Source organism: Pseudomonas sp. DR48 (assembly GCF_019823085.1).
GTDB lineage: Bacteria > Pseudomonadota > Gammaproteobacteria > Pseudomonadales > Pseudomonadaceae > Aquipseudomonas.
The window spans coordinates 3,443,021-3,455,893 of the sequence record NZ_CP081946.1; the positions used below are offsets into that span (position 1 = coordinate 3,443,021).

Annotated in this window: 13 protein-coding genes and 1 riboswitch; of the genes, 5 read left to right on the forward strand and 8 right to left on the reverse strand. The window is 60.1% G+C overall.

What is annotated here, in order from left to right:
* Positions 1–14: 14 nt before the first annotated feature.
* On the reverse strand, positions 15–1,082 hold the full coding sequence (locus K5K95_RS15535) for a putative urea ABC transporter substrate-binding protein (RefSeq protein ID WP_222590135.1): 1,068 nt from the start codon (positions 1,080–1,082) through the stop codon (positions 15–17).
* 62 nt (positions 1,083–1,144) lie between these two features.
* Positions 1,145–1,245, reverse strand: a riboswitch (guanidine-I (ykkC/yxkD leader).
* A gap of 276 nt (positions 1,246–1,521) precedes the next feature.
* On the opposite strand from K5K95_RS15535, the gene K5K95_RS15540 reads away from it, so the two are divergent.
* Entirely contained in the window at positions 1,522–1,788 is a 267-nt protein-coding gene (locus tag K5K95_RS15540) for a hypothetical protein (RefSeq protein ID WP_222590136.1), read from the forward strand.
* 167 nt (positions 1,789–1,955) lie between these two features.
* On the forward strand, positions 1,956–2,393 hold the full coding sequence (locus K5K95_RS15545; RefSeq protein WP_222590137.1) for a hypothetical protein: 438 nt from the start codon (positions 1,956–1,958) through the stop codon (positions 2,391–2,393).
* Between the two features lie 60 nt (positions 2,394–2,453).
* Here K5K95_RS15545 and K5K95_RS15550 read toward each other — a convergent pair whose 3' ends face one another.
* Positions 2,454–3,563 (reverse strand): enoyl-CoA hydratase/isomerase family protein, encoded by a 1,110-nt coding sequence (locus K5K95_RS15550; RefSeq protein ID WP_222590138.1) that lies wholly within the window; start codon positions 3,561–3,563, stop codon positions 2,454–2,456.
* A 132-nt stretch (positions 3,564–3,695) separates the two neighbouring features.
* Here K5K95_RS15550 and ung point away from each other — a divergent pair, with 132 nt between their 5' ends.
* Entirely contained in the window at positions 3,696–4,388 is a 693-nt protein-coding gene (gene ung, locus K5K95_RS15555; RefSeq protein ID WP_222590139.1) for a uracil-DNA glycosylase, read from the forward strand.
* 86 nt (positions 4,389–4,474) lie between these two features.
* Here the strand turns inward: ung and K5K95_RS15560 are convergent, their stop codons facing one another.
* The 4 genes from K5K95_RS15560 to K5K95_RS15575 are packed head-to-tail and all read right to left on the reverse strand — an operon-like array spanning position 4,475 to position 8,519.
* Positions 4,475–5,515 (reverse strand): AbrB family transcriptional regulator, encoded by a 1,041-nt coding sequence (locus tag K5K95_RS15560; protein WP_222590140.1) that lies wholly within the window; start codon positions 5,513–5,515, stop codon positions 4,475–4,477.
* Positions 5,508–7,022 carry a tripartite tricarboxylate transporter permease gene (locus K5K95_RS15565; protein ID WP_090181158.1) on the reverse strand — a complete coding sequence of 505 codons (1,515 nt, stop codon included), beginning with the start codon at positions 7,020–7,022 and terminating at the stop codon, positions 5,508–5,510. The genes K5K95_RS15560 and K5K95_RS15565 overlap by 8 nt, the downstream gene beginning before the upstream one ends.
* Before the next feature lies 1 nt (position 7,023).
* On the reverse strand, positions 7,024–7,482 hold the full coding sequence (locus K5K95_RS15570) for a tripartite tricarboxylate transporter TctB family protein (protein WP_010462287.1): 459 nt from the start codon (positions 7,480–7,482) through the stop codon (positions 7,024–7,026).
* Between the two features lie 59 nt (positions 7,483–7,541).
* Entirely contained in the window at positions 7,542–8,519 is a 978-nt protein-coding gene (locus tag K5K95_RS15575; protein ID WP_208671691.1) for a Bug family tripartite tricarboxylate transporter substrate binding protein, read from the reverse strand.
* A 405-nt stretch (positions 8,520–8,924) separates the two neighbouring features.
* Here K5K95_RS15575 and K5K95_RS15580 point away from each other — a divergent pair, with 405 nt between their 5' ends.
* Positions 8,925–9,596, forward strand: a complete 672-nt coding sequence (locus K5K95_RS15580; RefSeq protein WP_090181166.1) for a response regulator — start codon at positions 8,925–8,927, stop codon at positions 9,594–9,596.
* Positions 9,589–10,977, forward strand: a complete 1,389-nt coding sequence (locus tag K5K95_RS15585) for a sensor histidine kinase (RefSeq protein ID WP_222590141.1) — start codon at positions 9,589–9,591, stop codon at positions 10,975–10,977. Before K5K95_RS15580 ends, K5K95_RS15585 begins: the two co-directional genes overlap by 8 nt.
* A 94-nt stretch (positions 10,978–11,071) precedes the next feature.
* On the opposite strand, the gene K5K95_RS15590 is transcribed toward K5K95_RS15585, so the two are convergent.
* Both K5K95_RS15590 and K5K95_RS15595 read right to left on the reverse strand, forming a co-directional pair.
* Positions 11,072–11,893 carry an HDOD domain-containing protein gene (locus K5K95_RS15590; RefSeq protein ID WP_222590142.1) on the reverse strand — a complete coding sequence of 274 codons (822 nt, stop codon included), beginning with the start codon at positions 11,891–11,893 and terminating at the stop codon, positions 11,072–11,074.
* Between the two features lie 35 nt (positions 11,894–11,928).
* On the reverse strand, positions 11,929–12,870 hold the full coding sequence (locus K5K95_RS15595; protein WP_222590143.1) for a YgfZ/GcvT domain-containing protein: 942 nt from the start codon (positions 12,868–12,870) through the stop codon (positions 11,929–11,931).
* Positions 12,871–12,873: the final 3 nt, after the last annotated feature.

Genomic DNA, 12,873 nt, shown 5'->3' on the forward strand with positions numbered 1-12,873 from the left:
GCCAGTCCTCCTGTTTACAGCTTGGCGTCGGCTGCCATCTGCACGTAGGTCGGGTCGAAGCGCAGCTTGAGGTTGCTCTTGTCGCCGCTGGTCACGCCATTGGCGAAGGCCATGCCCACCGCGCTGGTGTCTTTGGCGCCTTCACCGAGCAAACCGTGTTGGAAAGAGAACTCGGCGACCTTGCGCATGGTTTCCGGCAGTTGCTTGCTGGTGGAGAAGTCGAGGGCTTCCTTGGGCGTCGCGAACAATTTGGTGGTATCGAGTTGCGCCTGGAAACCGGCCAGGTCGGTGCCGGACGCTTTGGCCATGTGTTCGAGGGCCGTTTTGCTGGCGGCGTTTTTCTCGTTCATCAACGCGACCACTTCAAACCAGGCGCCGGTCAGCGCTTTGCCCAGGGCCGGGTTGTCTTTGAGGGTGGCACTGTTGACCACCATCATGTCCATGATCTCGCCGGGAATCTGGCTGGAGTTGAACACTTCGGTCACCGCAGGCTTGGCCTTGATGTCCGAGAGCATCGGGTTCCAGGTGGTGACGGCTTTCACCTGATCGGTGTTGAAGGCGGCCGAGATGTCGGCGTCGGAGGTGTTGACCACTTTCAGGTCTTTCTCGGTGAGATCGACCGAATCCAGCGCGCGCGCCAGCAAATAGTGGGAAACCGACAGTTCGACCAGATTGACGTTCATGCCCTTGAGGTCGGTGACTTTCTTGCCATCGCCCTTGAGCACGATGCCGTCATTACCGTTGGAGAAATCGCTGACGATCAGCGCTGTGCTGTCGACGCCACCGGCGGCGGGAATGGTCAGTGCATCCATGTTGGTCATGGTGCAGCCGTCGAACTGGCCGGCGGTGTACTGGTTGATCGATTCGACGTAATCGTTGAGCTGCACCACATCGATCTTGATGCCGTACTTTTTCGCCCATTTGTCGACTATGCCTTGGCTGCCCGCGTATTCCCAGGGCATCCAGCCGGCGTAGATGGTCCAGCAGACGCTGAAGTGGTCTTTCTGTGCGGCTTGGGACGAGACGCTCACGAGGGCTGCGAAAGCAGCGGCGAGCAGGGCGGGTAAACGAAGCTTGAGCATGGGTGGTTCTCCAGTTGATCAAGGGCGGGCAGGAGTCAACGCGGCACCGCGAACGGTGGCTTGTCTCCCGGGCTTTTGTCCCGCCGTGTAACCTCAACTGGAGGTCGCCAACTCTCGGACCAGCCACTCGCTTAAGCGAGCCGGAACCCTAGTCAGCCATTGCAAATTGTGGTGCCGCGAACCTGTGATGACTCCTGCACGGGTTTACTAAAGCGAGAGCCGTGCCAAGTCGGCTAAAGCGCTCTAGCGTGCGGGGTTACGCGATTGGCGCGGTCAAGAGGGCGGGGAGGGTGCTTTGTGATGGTGCGTGGACGCACCGCAATGGACCGGGCAGGCCGCTGATCCGAAGGTCTGCGCAGCTCGGCACTCGGCCCGGGATCGCCAGTCAAAAGTGGTATCAGCCGGCGAGTTCCGGTTGCGGGTCTTTCAGGAGGCCGTGATGTTTCGCCGACTGTTGTTGGGTATGGTTCTCGGTCTGGGGTTGGCCGGCTGCTATTACTACGCTGGCGGCTACGATGTGTATTCCGCGCCTTATTACTACCCCGGCTATGGGGCCTATTACTACCCTGGCTATTCGCCCTATTACTACTATTACGGCCCCCGTTATTACTACGGGCCACGCTTTTACGGCGGCTATCGCTATTACTACTGGCGCGGGTACGGGCCACGTCATTACGGCGGTGGATACCACGGTGGGCACCACTAATCAGCGCATGAATAGGTGAAAAACCTTTCATCGGCTACTTGTTTCAATGTGTTTCAGAAACGCACCAGATTTCGAAATCGATGTCTGATCTATCGACAGTCACCGAATAATTGACTGTTGCCTGCCAGCGTCGCTGGTATGGCTCACTCGCGGTCCAGGAGGCCGCCATGCTCTGTCGAAAACGGGTCAAACTAATTCTTCTGATGGCTGTATTGGGATTATCTCTTGGTGCGTGCGTACCCTATTCCGATGGAGGAGGCAGCTACTACAGTTCCGAGGTCTACACCTCACCGGCGCCGGTCTATTACTCCGGTGGCGACGGCTACTACACCCAGCCGCGTCGTTACTACGCGCCACCGGCCCGGTATTACCAGCCAACCCCACGGTATTACTACCAGCCGCGGGTTTATCAACCGGCTCCCCGCTATTACCAGTCGCAACGAGGCGACTACCGGGGCCATCAGAATCACGATTGGGGCGGCGGTAACCGTGGCGGCTGGAACAACGACTACCGTGGCGAGGGTGGACGCAATCACGGCGGACGAGGCGACCATGAGGGTCGCGGCGATCATGGTGACCGAGGTGACCGGGGTGGTCGCTGGTAACTCTGACGCAAACCTTTAGAAAAGCGGCGCATCGTGCGCCGCTTTTTTTGTGCCTGAATTTCAGTACTCGGAAAGGTCCGCCAGCGGATGCCGACCTTCCCAGACCTTGTGAAAATGCGCTTCCACAACCGCTTCAGGCACATTGATGTCCTGCCAGTGCCAATGCGGTTTCTGGTCCTTGTCGATCAATCGCGCTCTAACCCCTTCACTGAACTCCGGATGTCGGCAGCAATTGAGGCTGATCGTGTATTCCATCTGGAAAACCTGCGCCAGTGACATATGACGGGCGCGGGCGATCTGTTCCCACACCAGATGGGCGGTCAGGGGCGCGCCTTCGCTCATGGTTTTCGCGGCGCGGCTGAACAGCAGGTCCGTGCTGTCGCGCAGATGGCTGATGGCTTTCCAGGCGCAACGCACATCGGCAACGTCCAGCAGTTCGTCGATTTGCTGGCGTCGCGGCAACCATTGCGCTTCGGGCAATTGCGCGACGGCTTCCTGTTGCAGAGCCTTGAGCAGACTGTTGAGCTGCATCGGTATCTGTTCCTGCCAGTTCAATTGCAGCAAGCCTTCGATCAACTCTGGTTGCTGTTCATCGAGCAGGAAACGATCGGCCAGGTCCAGATCGATCGCATCACGACCGTTCATGTGAGCGCCGGTCAAACCCAGAAACAACCCAAGCTTGCCGGGCAGCCGTGACAGAAACCAACTGGCGCCGACATCCGGATAAAGTCCGATACTGATCTCAGGCATCGCCAGGCGACTGCTCGGCGTGACAATGCGGATGCTCGCGCCTTGCAGCAACCCCATGCCGCCGCCCAGCACATAGCCATGCCCCCAGCAGATCAGCGGTTTGGGATAGGTGTGCAGATTGAAGTCCAGGCGATATTCCGCGGCAAAAAAGTGCGCAGCCAACGGCGGGACTTCCCCCGGATGCGCGCGACAGGCTTCCACCAGGCTGCGCACTTCGCCCCCGGCGCAGAAAGCCTTGGCGCCGTTGCCGCGTAACAGGACACAGACAACTTGCGGATCTTTGGCCCACGCGTCCATTTGATCGCGCAGGGCGTTGATCATCGGCAAGGAAAGCGCGTTGAGGGACTTTTCGGCATCCAGGCTGGCGATGCCAATGCGAGCGCCGTCGGTGCCGGTGAGTTCTTCGAAGTGCAGATTCATCGTGACCTCGATAGGGAAATTAAGCGTTCAGTATGATCGCTGTACAGGAAAGTGGCGGATCTGCGTCAGATCAATTGACAAGCATGGTCAGCTTTCCTAGGGTTCGCCCCATTGTTTTTGCCGGATGTAACCATGACTGCTGACGACCGTATCAAACTCGAACCGAGCTGGAAGGAAGCGCTGCGTGCCGAATTCGACCAGCCTTACATGGCAGAGTTGCGTAATTTTCTGCAGCAGGAGCGCGCGGCGGGCAAAGAAATTTACCCACCTGGACCGATGATTTTCAACGCGCTCAACTCGACGCCGCTGGATAAGGTCAAAGTCGTCATTCTCGGCCAGGACCCGTACCACGGCCCGGGCCAGGCCCATGGGCTGTGCTTTTCGGTGCAACCGGGCGTGCCGGCGCCGCCGTCGCTGGTGAACATCTATAAAGAGTTGAAACGCGACCTGAACATCGACATCCCCAACCACGGTTGCCTGCAAAGCTGGGCCGACCAGGGCGTGCTGATGATCAACACCACCATGACCGTGGAGCGCGCCAACGCCAACGCCCATGCCGGAAAGGGCTGGCAACACTTCACCGACCGGATTATCGAAGTGGTCAGCGAGCATCAACCGCATCTGGTGTTTTTGCTGTGGGGCGCGCATGCCCAGAGCAAGCAGAAACTCATCGATGCCACCAAGCATCTGGTGCTGACGTCGGTGCATCCGTCACCGCTGTCCGCCTATCGCGGCTTCCTCGGTTGTGGGCATTTCAGTCGGACCAACAAGTATCTCGAGCAAAATGGCGAGACGCCGATCGAGTGGCGGTTGCCGCCAGTCTGAAAAGCATCGCGAGCAGGCTCGCTCCCACAAGGAGCATACGAACCCTGTGGGAGCGAGCCTGCTCGCGATGGCGGCGACGTGGTCTATCAGTCTGAATCGGGCTCGCGGTTCCAATACCTGAACAATGGCTCCGCCAAAAACAACACAAACAATAGCCGCATTACCTGCATCGCCGTTACCAGCGGGACGGACAATTGCAGGGTTTCTGCCGTCAGGCTCATCTCCGCAATCCCGCCGGGCATCATGCCCAGGGTCAGCGAACGCAGATCCAGATGGGTCAGCGCACTCAAACCCAGTGCCGCCGCTGTGGCGATCAACATCGTCAGCACCGTGCCAATCAATGTCCGCCCCATGAACGAAGGTGCGCGCCGGAAAAACTTCCGATTGAAGTGGCAACCCAACCCGCTGCCGATCAGCCATTGGCCGATCTGGCTGCCACCATTGGGCAAGCCGATGTGCAAATCCCAACCAATGCTCACAGCCGCACTCACCAGCAACGGCCCGAACAGCCAGGGATTGGGTTGGCGCAGACGTTCCCAGATCCAGGCCGCCAACGCGCCGGCCGGGAACAGCAGGGCCAGCAGCCACCAGTTGACCTCGGTGGGATGCAAGACCGGTGCACCGTAGCCCAACAAATACTTGAACGCCGCCGGCACACACAGCACCACGACCAACACCCGCAGACTTTGTCCTGCCGCAACCCGGCTAAGCACCGCGCCATTACGCGCGCCGAGGTTGACCATCTCCCCGGAGCCGCCCGGCATGCTGGAAAAGAAAGCGGTAGCGCGATCTTCACCGGTGCGCCGCATCAACCAGACCCCGACCACGGCGGACAGGCTAGTTATCAACGCACCGCAGAAAATCAGGCCGAAGTGACTCAGCACCTGCTCCATTACGATCGGGGTGAAATGCAGGCCGATGCCGATACCGACGATCCACTGGCCGCACTTGCGGCCGCCAGGGATTTCCGCCAATTGCCAGGGTGTCAGACAACGCACCAGGATGATCGCCAGCAATGAGCCGACCATCCATGGCAACGGCCAGCCGACGAGGCTGGCCAGGTAACCGCCCAGCGCGCCGACCAGCGGCGTACCCCACCAGGCGTTGAAAGGTGTTCGATCAGACATCGGCGATAGCGCGACGCGCAACCGAACGTTTGCGCCAGATCCGCAGAATCGGCATCAACAGCATGATCGCCGTCAGCACCCAGACACCGAACGTGATCGGGCTCGACCAGAGGATCTCCAGCGCACCGTTGGAGATCGACAGGGCGCGACGCAGGTTCTGTTCCATCAAGCCGCCGAGGATGAAACCCAGCAGGACCGGCGACAACGGGAAGTCCAGCTTGCGCAGGATGTAACCGAAGATACCGATACCGATCATCAGGAACAGGTCGAAGGTGGTGGCGTGCACCGCGTAGACGCCGATCCCGGTAATGATCGCGATCACCGGCACCAGCGCCCAGTTCGGCACGGCGAGGATGCGGGTGAAAATGCGGATCATCGGGATGTTGAGGATCACCAGCATGACGTTGGCGACGAACAACGAGGCGATCAGGCCCCAGACGATGTCGGGTTGTTGCTGGAACAGCAGCGGGCCGGGGGTGATGTTGTACAGCGACAGCGCGCCGATCATCACCGCCGTGGTGCCCGAACCTGGAACGCCGAGGGTCAGCATCGGTACCAGTGCACCGCAGGCTGCACCGCCGATGGCGGTTTCCGGGGCGGCGAGGCCGCGCATGTCACCTTGGCCGAAAGTGCCCTTGGCGCCGGCGATACGCTTCTCGGTCATGTAGGCCACGGCGCTGGCGAGGGTTGCGCCCGCACCCGGCAACACGCCCATGATGAAGCCCAGCAAGCCGCAACGGATGTTCACCACGAAGACCGCCGAAGCTTCCTTGAAGTTGAACATCATGCGCCCGGTGGCTTTCACCGCTTCCTGGCCGCGATGGGTCTTTTCCAGCAGCAGGAGAATTTCGCTGATGGAGAACAGGCCCAGAACCAGCACCACGAACTGAATGCCGTCAGTCAAATGGATGTTGTCGCCAGTGAAACGGTAGACGCCACTGTTGGCATCGATCCCCACGCTCGACAGGAACAGACCGATCAGCGCTGCGATAAAGGTTTTCAACGGTCGGTCCCCGGCCATGCCGCCGAGACAGACAATCGCAAATACCATCAGCACGAAATATTCCGCCGGGCCGAAGGCAATCGCCCACTTCGCCAGCAACGGCGCGAACAGCACCATGCCGCACGTGGCAATGAACGCACCGATGAACGAGCTCCACGCGGACAGCGACAAAGCCACGCCGGCCAGGCCTTTGCGGGCCATTGGGTAACCGTCCAGGGTGGTCATGACGGTGGAAGCTTCGCCGGGGATGTTCAGCAGGATCGAGCTGATACGACCGCCGTATTCGCAGCCCAGGTATACCGCCGCCAACAGGATCAAAGCCGACTCCGGTGGCAAGCCCAGGGCGAACGCAATCGGGATCAACAACGCCACGCCATTGATCGGGCCCAGGCCCGGCAACAGGCCGACAACGGTGCCGATCAGGGTGCCGCAGAGCGCGGTCACCAGGTTGTACGGGGTCAGCGCGACGCCGAAGCCCTGACCCAAATAGCCAAGAGTATCCATATCAGTTCTCCAGAACGTCGAGTACGCCCAAGGGCAGAGGCACGTCCATCAACTTGTCGAACAGCAGGTAAAGACCGATGGCCATCAGGCTGATGATCACTGCGCTCGGCAGCCAGCGGCCACCGTACAGGCGAGCCATGGGAACGCCGATCAGGATGCTGGCGACGATGAAACCAAGGGGTTCGAAGGTGCCGGCGAATACCAGCAACAGCACCACGCAGATGCCGATCTTGATCAGCGTTTCACGATCAAGCTTCGGGTCGTCGTCGCTGTGGATGATCGGCGTTGGCCGAAACACCATGTACAGCAAGCCGAGCCCCATCAGGCCCAGCATCAACAGCGGAAACGCGCGAGGGCCCACCGGTTCGTAGGAAAAAGCGGCCTGGTACGGCCATGCCATCAGCGCCAGGCCAACACAGGCCAATAACAGCACCGAAGCAAAAATGCGTTGTAAGAGCATGGGGAACTCCTGTGCCACGACCCCGCAGGAAGGGGGCCGCAGCCGCTAGACAGAGGCGATCACTGAATCAGGCCGAACTCTTTGGCCAGCACTTTGTAGTCCGCGACCTGCTTCTTCACGTAGGTGTCCAGCTCCGGGCCGGTCATGGCGAACGGGAAGAGCTCGCGCTGATCGCGCAGCTTGGCAAAGTCTTCGGACGCCAGCAGCTTGTCGAAAGCGTTTTTCCACCAGGCGTAGTCTTCATCGCTGACCTTTGGCCCGAGGTAGAAGCCGCGAACCACTGGCCAGACGATGTCATAGCCTTGTTCCTTGGCGGTCGGAATGTCTTTCATTTCCGGCTCGTCCAGGCGTTTTTCTGCGAACACGGCCAGCAAGCGCATGTCGCCGCTCTGGATGTGCGGCATGGAGTCGGAGATGTCGGTGCTGCCGACCTGGATGTGGCCACCGAGCAGGGCGGTAGCGATTTCGCCGCCGCCTTCGAGGGCGACGTAACGCAGGTCACGCGGGTTGATCCCGGCGGCCTTGGCGATCAGTGCGGTTTGCATCCAGTCCTGGCTGCCGACGGTGCCGCCGGAACCGATCACCACTTTGCTCGGATCTTTCTTCAGCGCCTGAACAAGATCGTCCAGGTTCTTGTAGGGCGAATCGCTTTTCACCGCAATGGCGCCATAGCTGGTGCCGACGGCGGCCAGCCAGCGCACGTTGGTTTCATCGAAACGACCGAACTTGCCTTGGGCCAGGTTCAGCAGCGAACCGCTGGACCACGCCACCAGCGTGCCGGCGTCTGCCGGGCGCTGTGCAACCACCGCGTTGTACGCCACCGCGCCGACACCGCCGGGCATGTAGGTCACGCGCATCGGTTTGGTCAGCAGCTTTTCGTTTACCAGCGCGCTTTGCGCCAGTTTGCAGGTCAGGTCGAAACCGCCACCTGGCGAGGCAGGGGCGATACATTCCGGGCGTTTTGGTTCGGCCATCAGTTGACCGGCGAACAGCATGCAGCTGGCGGCGAGGGCGAAACGGCGCAGTGATCGATTCATTGTTGTCTCCACGGGAGTTTTTGTTTTTGGGGATGTTTCAGATGCGGCGGTTTCGCGTCGTGCAGCCGGCAACGGCGCTGGCAAGCGTCAACGATGGGAATCGAGAGGAAGGGTGGGGCGGGTAGGTCTCAAGCGCGATGCGCGGCATGGTGCAGTACCTCGGTTTATTGTTCTTATTGGCGAAAACGCTTCAAGGCGTTTTTCGGGAGCTACGTTTCAGGCACGTTTTCAAACTACGATTGGAAGGTCTGCAGTCGAAACCCTCCGTGGATCGACTCTAACGGCCCAACCTTTCGCTAACCTTTCAGTGGACTTTCACCGTTTTGCGGCTTCACAGCAGCGGATGCGGCTGTAAACTCCGCGCCAAAGAATGGCGTCGACCATCCCTGAATGAGGTAAAGATCCATGCGTGTTCTGCTCGTCGAAGACCATCTGCAGCTCGCCGAAAGTGTCGCCCAGGCGCTCAAGAGCACCGGTTTGACCGTGGATGTGCTGCACGACGGCGTGGCGGCCGACCTGGCCTTGGGCAGCGAGGAATACGCCATGGCGATCCTTGATGTCGGCCTGCCGCGCATGGATGGTTTCGAGGTGCTGGCGCGCCTGCGGGCCAGGGGCAAGAACCTGCCGGTGTTGATGCTGACCGCTCGCAGCGACGTCAAGGATCGGGTACACGGCTTGAACCTGGGCGCCGACGATTACCTGGCCAAACCGTTTGAGCTGACGGAACTCGAAGCGCGGGTCAAAGCCTTGTTGCGACGCAGTGTGCTCGGTGGTGAACGCCAGCAACGCTGTGGCGTGCTGGCGTATGACCTGGACACGCGACGCTTCACCCTCGGCGAAGAATTGCTGACCCTGACCTCACGCGAGCAGGCCGTGCTCGAAGCATTGATCGCCCGGCCCGGTCGTGTGATGAGCAAAGAGCAATTGGCCTCTCAGGTGTTTGGTCTGGATGAAGAAGCCAGTCCCGATGCGATCGAAATCTACGTCCACCGCCTGCGAAAGAAACTCGACGGCCAGCCGGTTGCCATCGTGACGTTCCGCGGCCTCGGCTATTTGCTGGAAAGCCGCGATGCATAAGCCCAGCAGCCTGCGCTGGCGGTTGTTGTGGAACCTGGCGCTGTTGTTGGTGGTGTTAATGCTGGCCAGTGGTTTGAGCGCGTACTGGAATGGTCGCGAAGCCGCGGACACCGCCTATGACCGCACGTTGCTGGCCTCGGCGCGGACCATTGCCGCCGGCGTGTCCCAGCGCGACGGCAGCCTCAGCGCCGACGTGCCTTACGTGGCCCTCGATACCTTCGCTTACGATAGCGCCGGGCGGATTTTTTACCTGGTCAACGACATCAATCAGAAGCTGATTTCCGGCTACGAAAACCTGCCGCCACCGCCGCCGGGAACCCCGCGCACCGATGACTACCCCGCGCTGGCGCGTTTCTACAACGCCAAGTACCAAGGGCAGAACGTGCGCGTGGTGAGTTTGCTCAAGCCGGTGAGCGAGCCGAACATGAATGGCATGGCCGAAATCCGTGTGGCAGAAACCGATGAAGCGAGGGTGGCGATGGCCCGCAGCCTGGCCGCTGACACGTTGCTGCGCCTGGGGATGTTGGCCATCGGTGCTTTATTGATGGTGTGGTTTGCGGTCAGTGCGGCGTTGCGTCCACTGGAACGCTTGCGCACGGCAGTGGAAGAGCGCCAGCCGGACGATCTGCGCCCGCTGCCACTGGTGGAAGTGCAACACGAGTTATGGCCGCTGGTGCGGGCCCTCAATCATTTTACCGAGCGCCTGCGTGGGCAATTCGAGCGACAGGCACAGTTTATCGCCGATGCCGCCCATGAATTGCGCACGCCATTGGCCGCTCTGAAAGCACGACTTGAGCTGGGTTTGCGTTCCAACGAACCCGATACCTGGCGCAACACCCTGGAAACTGCGGCCCAAGGCACTGACCGTCTGACGCATCTGGCCAATCAATTGCTCTCGCTGGCACGGGTGGAAAACGGTGCTCGGGCGATCGCCGAGGGCGGGGCGCAATTGCTGGACCTGAGTCAGTTGGCTCGAGAGCTGGGCATGGCGATGGCACCTTTGGCTCATGCGCGCGGCGTGGCCCTGGCGCTGGAGGCGGACGAGCCGGTGTGGTTACGCGGGGAGCCGACGCTGTTGAATGAACTGCTGAGCAATCTGGTGGACAATGCGCTGGCGCATACACCGCCGGGTGGCAATGTGATTCTGCGGGTGACGGCTCCCGCGGTGCTGGAGGTCGAGGATGACGGGCCAGGCATTCCCATTGATGAGCGGGATCGGGTGTTCGAGCGCTTTTACCGGCGAAATCAGCAGGTCGCCGGCTCGGGGCTGGGGTTGGCGATTGTCGGTGAGATTTGTCGCGCCCACCTGGCGCAGATCAGTCTGCACGATGGCGAATCGACGGGTTTGAAGGTTCGGGTGAGTTTTATTGCGGGGGAGTGATGGCGCCTGTTAGGGCCCCATCGCGAGCAGGCTCCCACACTGGATTGATTATGTGGGAGCGAGCTTGCTCGCGATTGAAGCGCCGCAGTCCCGTCTAGTAAAACATCGACCGCGACTCTTCCAGACTTCGGCACACAGCCTCGTTCTGCGGATCGATCCCCAATTTCTTGAAAGCTGGCACGCTGAACGCATCGATGCGAGCGATGGGATGGTCGGTATCTTTATGGCAATACAGGCTGGCGACCTGAACCAGATCGACATAGTCGATCCGTTCGGACTCGCGTTTGAAGTCCAGATACAGACCCGGCAACTGCAACAGCATTTCCGGAAATTCCCAGACCCTGAGTAGTTTGTCGCCGATCAGCGGATGAATCTGGTCAATCACATGGTTGAGGCTGACCGAGTCCGACAGCAGTTCATAATGGTCTTCGGCGTAGGTCAGGATCGGCAGTACGCCGATCTGATGCACCAGCCCGCCGAGGGCCGCCTGATCAGGTTTGAGTTGCGTGTATCGGCGGCACAGCGCATAGCTGACACCAGCGATTTCCAGGCTTTTGCGCCAGACATCGCGCATTTTCTGCTCTACGACTTCGGATCGGGCATGGAAAATCTGCTCCATCACCAGGCCGATCGCCAGATTGCTGCTGTAGTTAACGCCCAGACGCGTGATTGCCGTGTGCAGGTCAGTCACTTCTTGAGTCGCGCGCAGCAGTGGGCTATTGACCACTTTGATCAGGCGCGCAGACAGCGCCGTATCACGACCGATCACTTTGCTCAGGGTACTGACACTGACTTCCGGGTCTTCGGCGGCCTTGCGAATCTGCAGGGCCACTTCCGGTAAAGTTGGCAGAACCAGGTCATCATTATCGATGGCCTCAACCAAATCCTGTTGGACCTTATCCGCCAGCTCGCTCATCTATTTTCTCTAGGGTGTTGCAACAAGTGCTGCAGTTAGCGCTGGATTTCGCGATCGCGATCCAGTTGATAAGGCAGGTCAAGCAGGTGCAGGGCAGGCCCTTCGAGCGCGCTCAGATGAATATCGCCACCTTCAGCTGCTTCGGCTTGCAGCACCGCCAGAAGTTCAATGTTTTGCTCGGCGGTGGCGGCCAACACCACTTCGCCGATGGAACTACCGTGGGTCGGTGAAAATAGTGGCGTGCCAGGCTCGGGCAATTCGCTGGCATCCAGTGTCAGGCGATACAAGCGACGCTTGAGTTTGCCCAGGTACTGCATGCGCGCAACGATTTCCTGACCGGTGTAGCAGCCTTTCTTGAAGCTGACGCCACCGACGGCTTGCAGGTTGAGCATCTGCGGGATGAACAGCTCACGGGTACTCGGCATGACCTGGCCGATCCCTGCGCGGATCTGGCCCAGCAGCCATTGATTCAGATTGCCTTCGGCCAGCTGTGCGGACAACTTGCCCTTGATCGCATCGGCTTTATCGGCGGCAACCCACAACTCTGCGCGCTCCGACGAGACACGAATGGCGATCAGGCCGTCGTTGCGCACGACGCTGTCAGTGTCGGCCGGCAGCTCAAGTCTCAGGCCGGTCAACGCGGCGTCTGCATGCTCAAGGCCGAAACGGACCCAGGCAGCGCTTTCATCCGTCAACTTGGACTTGGAGAACACGGCGTACTTTTTCAGGTCCGCGAGCTGCGGCTCCAGCAGTTCGGTGGCCATGGCCATCAGCACGCCATCGCCTTCGAGCAGGATGCGGAAACTGGACTGCATGCGCCCTTTTTGCGTGCAGCGAGCGCCAAGACTGGTTTGGGTATCGCTGAGGTAATTGAGGTTGCAGGTCAATTGGCCTTGCAGGAATTTGCTCGCATCCGCGCCGCGGACGGCAAGAACGCCTTCATGAGACAGGGTGCAGAAAAAAGCAGAATCGGCCATGGG

What these genes read in the sequence shown, in the direction of transcription:
- K5K95_RS15535 (WP_222590135.1), bottom strand. Translation starts at nt 1,082, where the DNA reads ATGCTCAAGCTTCGTTTACCCGCCCTGCTCGCCGCTGCTTTCGCAGCC.
- K5K95_RS15540 (WP_222590136.1), top strand. Translation starts at nt 1,522, where the DNA reads ATGTTTCGCCGACTGTTGTTGGGTATGGTTCTCGGTCTGGGGTTGGCC.
- K5K95_RS15545 (WP_222590137.1), top strand. Translation starts at nt 1,956, where the DNA reads ATGCTCTGTCGAAAACGGGTCAAACTAATTCTTCTGATGGCTGTATTG.
- K5K95_RS15550 (WP_222590138.1), bottom strand. Translation starts at nt 3,563, where the DNA reads ATGAATCTGCACTTCGAAGAACTCACCGGCACCGACGGCGCTCGCATT.
- ung (WP_222590139.1), top strand. Translation starts at nt 3,696, where the DNA reads ATGACTGCTGACGACCGTATCAAACTCGAACCGAGCTGGAAGGAAGCG.
- K5K95_RS15560 (WP_222590140.1), bottom strand. Translation starts at nt 5,515, where the DNA reads ATGTCTGATCGAACACCTTTCAACGCCTGGTGGGGTACGCCGCTGGTC.
- K5K95_RS15565 (WP_090181158.1), bottom strand. Translation starts at nt 7,022, where the DNA reads ATGGATACTCTTGGCTATTTGGGTCAGGGCTTCGGCGTCGCGCTGACC.
- K5K95_RS15570 (WP_010462287.1), bottom strand. Translation starts at nt 7,482, where the DNA reads ATGCTCTTACAACGCATTTTTGCTTCGGTGCTGTTATTGGCCTGTGTT.
- K5K95_RS15575 (WP_208671691.1), bottom strand. Translation starts at nt 8,519, where the DNA reads ATGAATCGATCACTGCGCCGTTTCGCCCTCGCCGCCAGCTGCATGCTG.
- K5K95_RS15580 (WP_090181166.1), top strand. Translation starts at nt 8,925, where the DNA reads ATGCGTGTTCTGCTCGTCGAAGACCATCTGCAGCTCGCCGAAAGTGTC.
- K5K95_RS15585 (WP_222590141.1), top strand. Translation starts at nt 9,589, where the DNA reads ATGCATAAGCCCAGCAGCCTGCGCTGGCGGTTGTTGTGGAACCTGGCG.
- K5K95_RS15590 (WP_222590142.1), bottom strand. Translation starts at nt 11,893, where the DNA reads ATGAGCGAGCTGGCGGATAAGGTCCAACAGGATTTGGTTGAGGCCATC.
- K5K95_RS15595 (WP_222590143.1), bottom strand. Translation starts at nt 12,870, where the DNA reads ATGGCCGATTCTGCTTTTTTCTGCACCCTGTCTCATGAAGGCGTTCTT.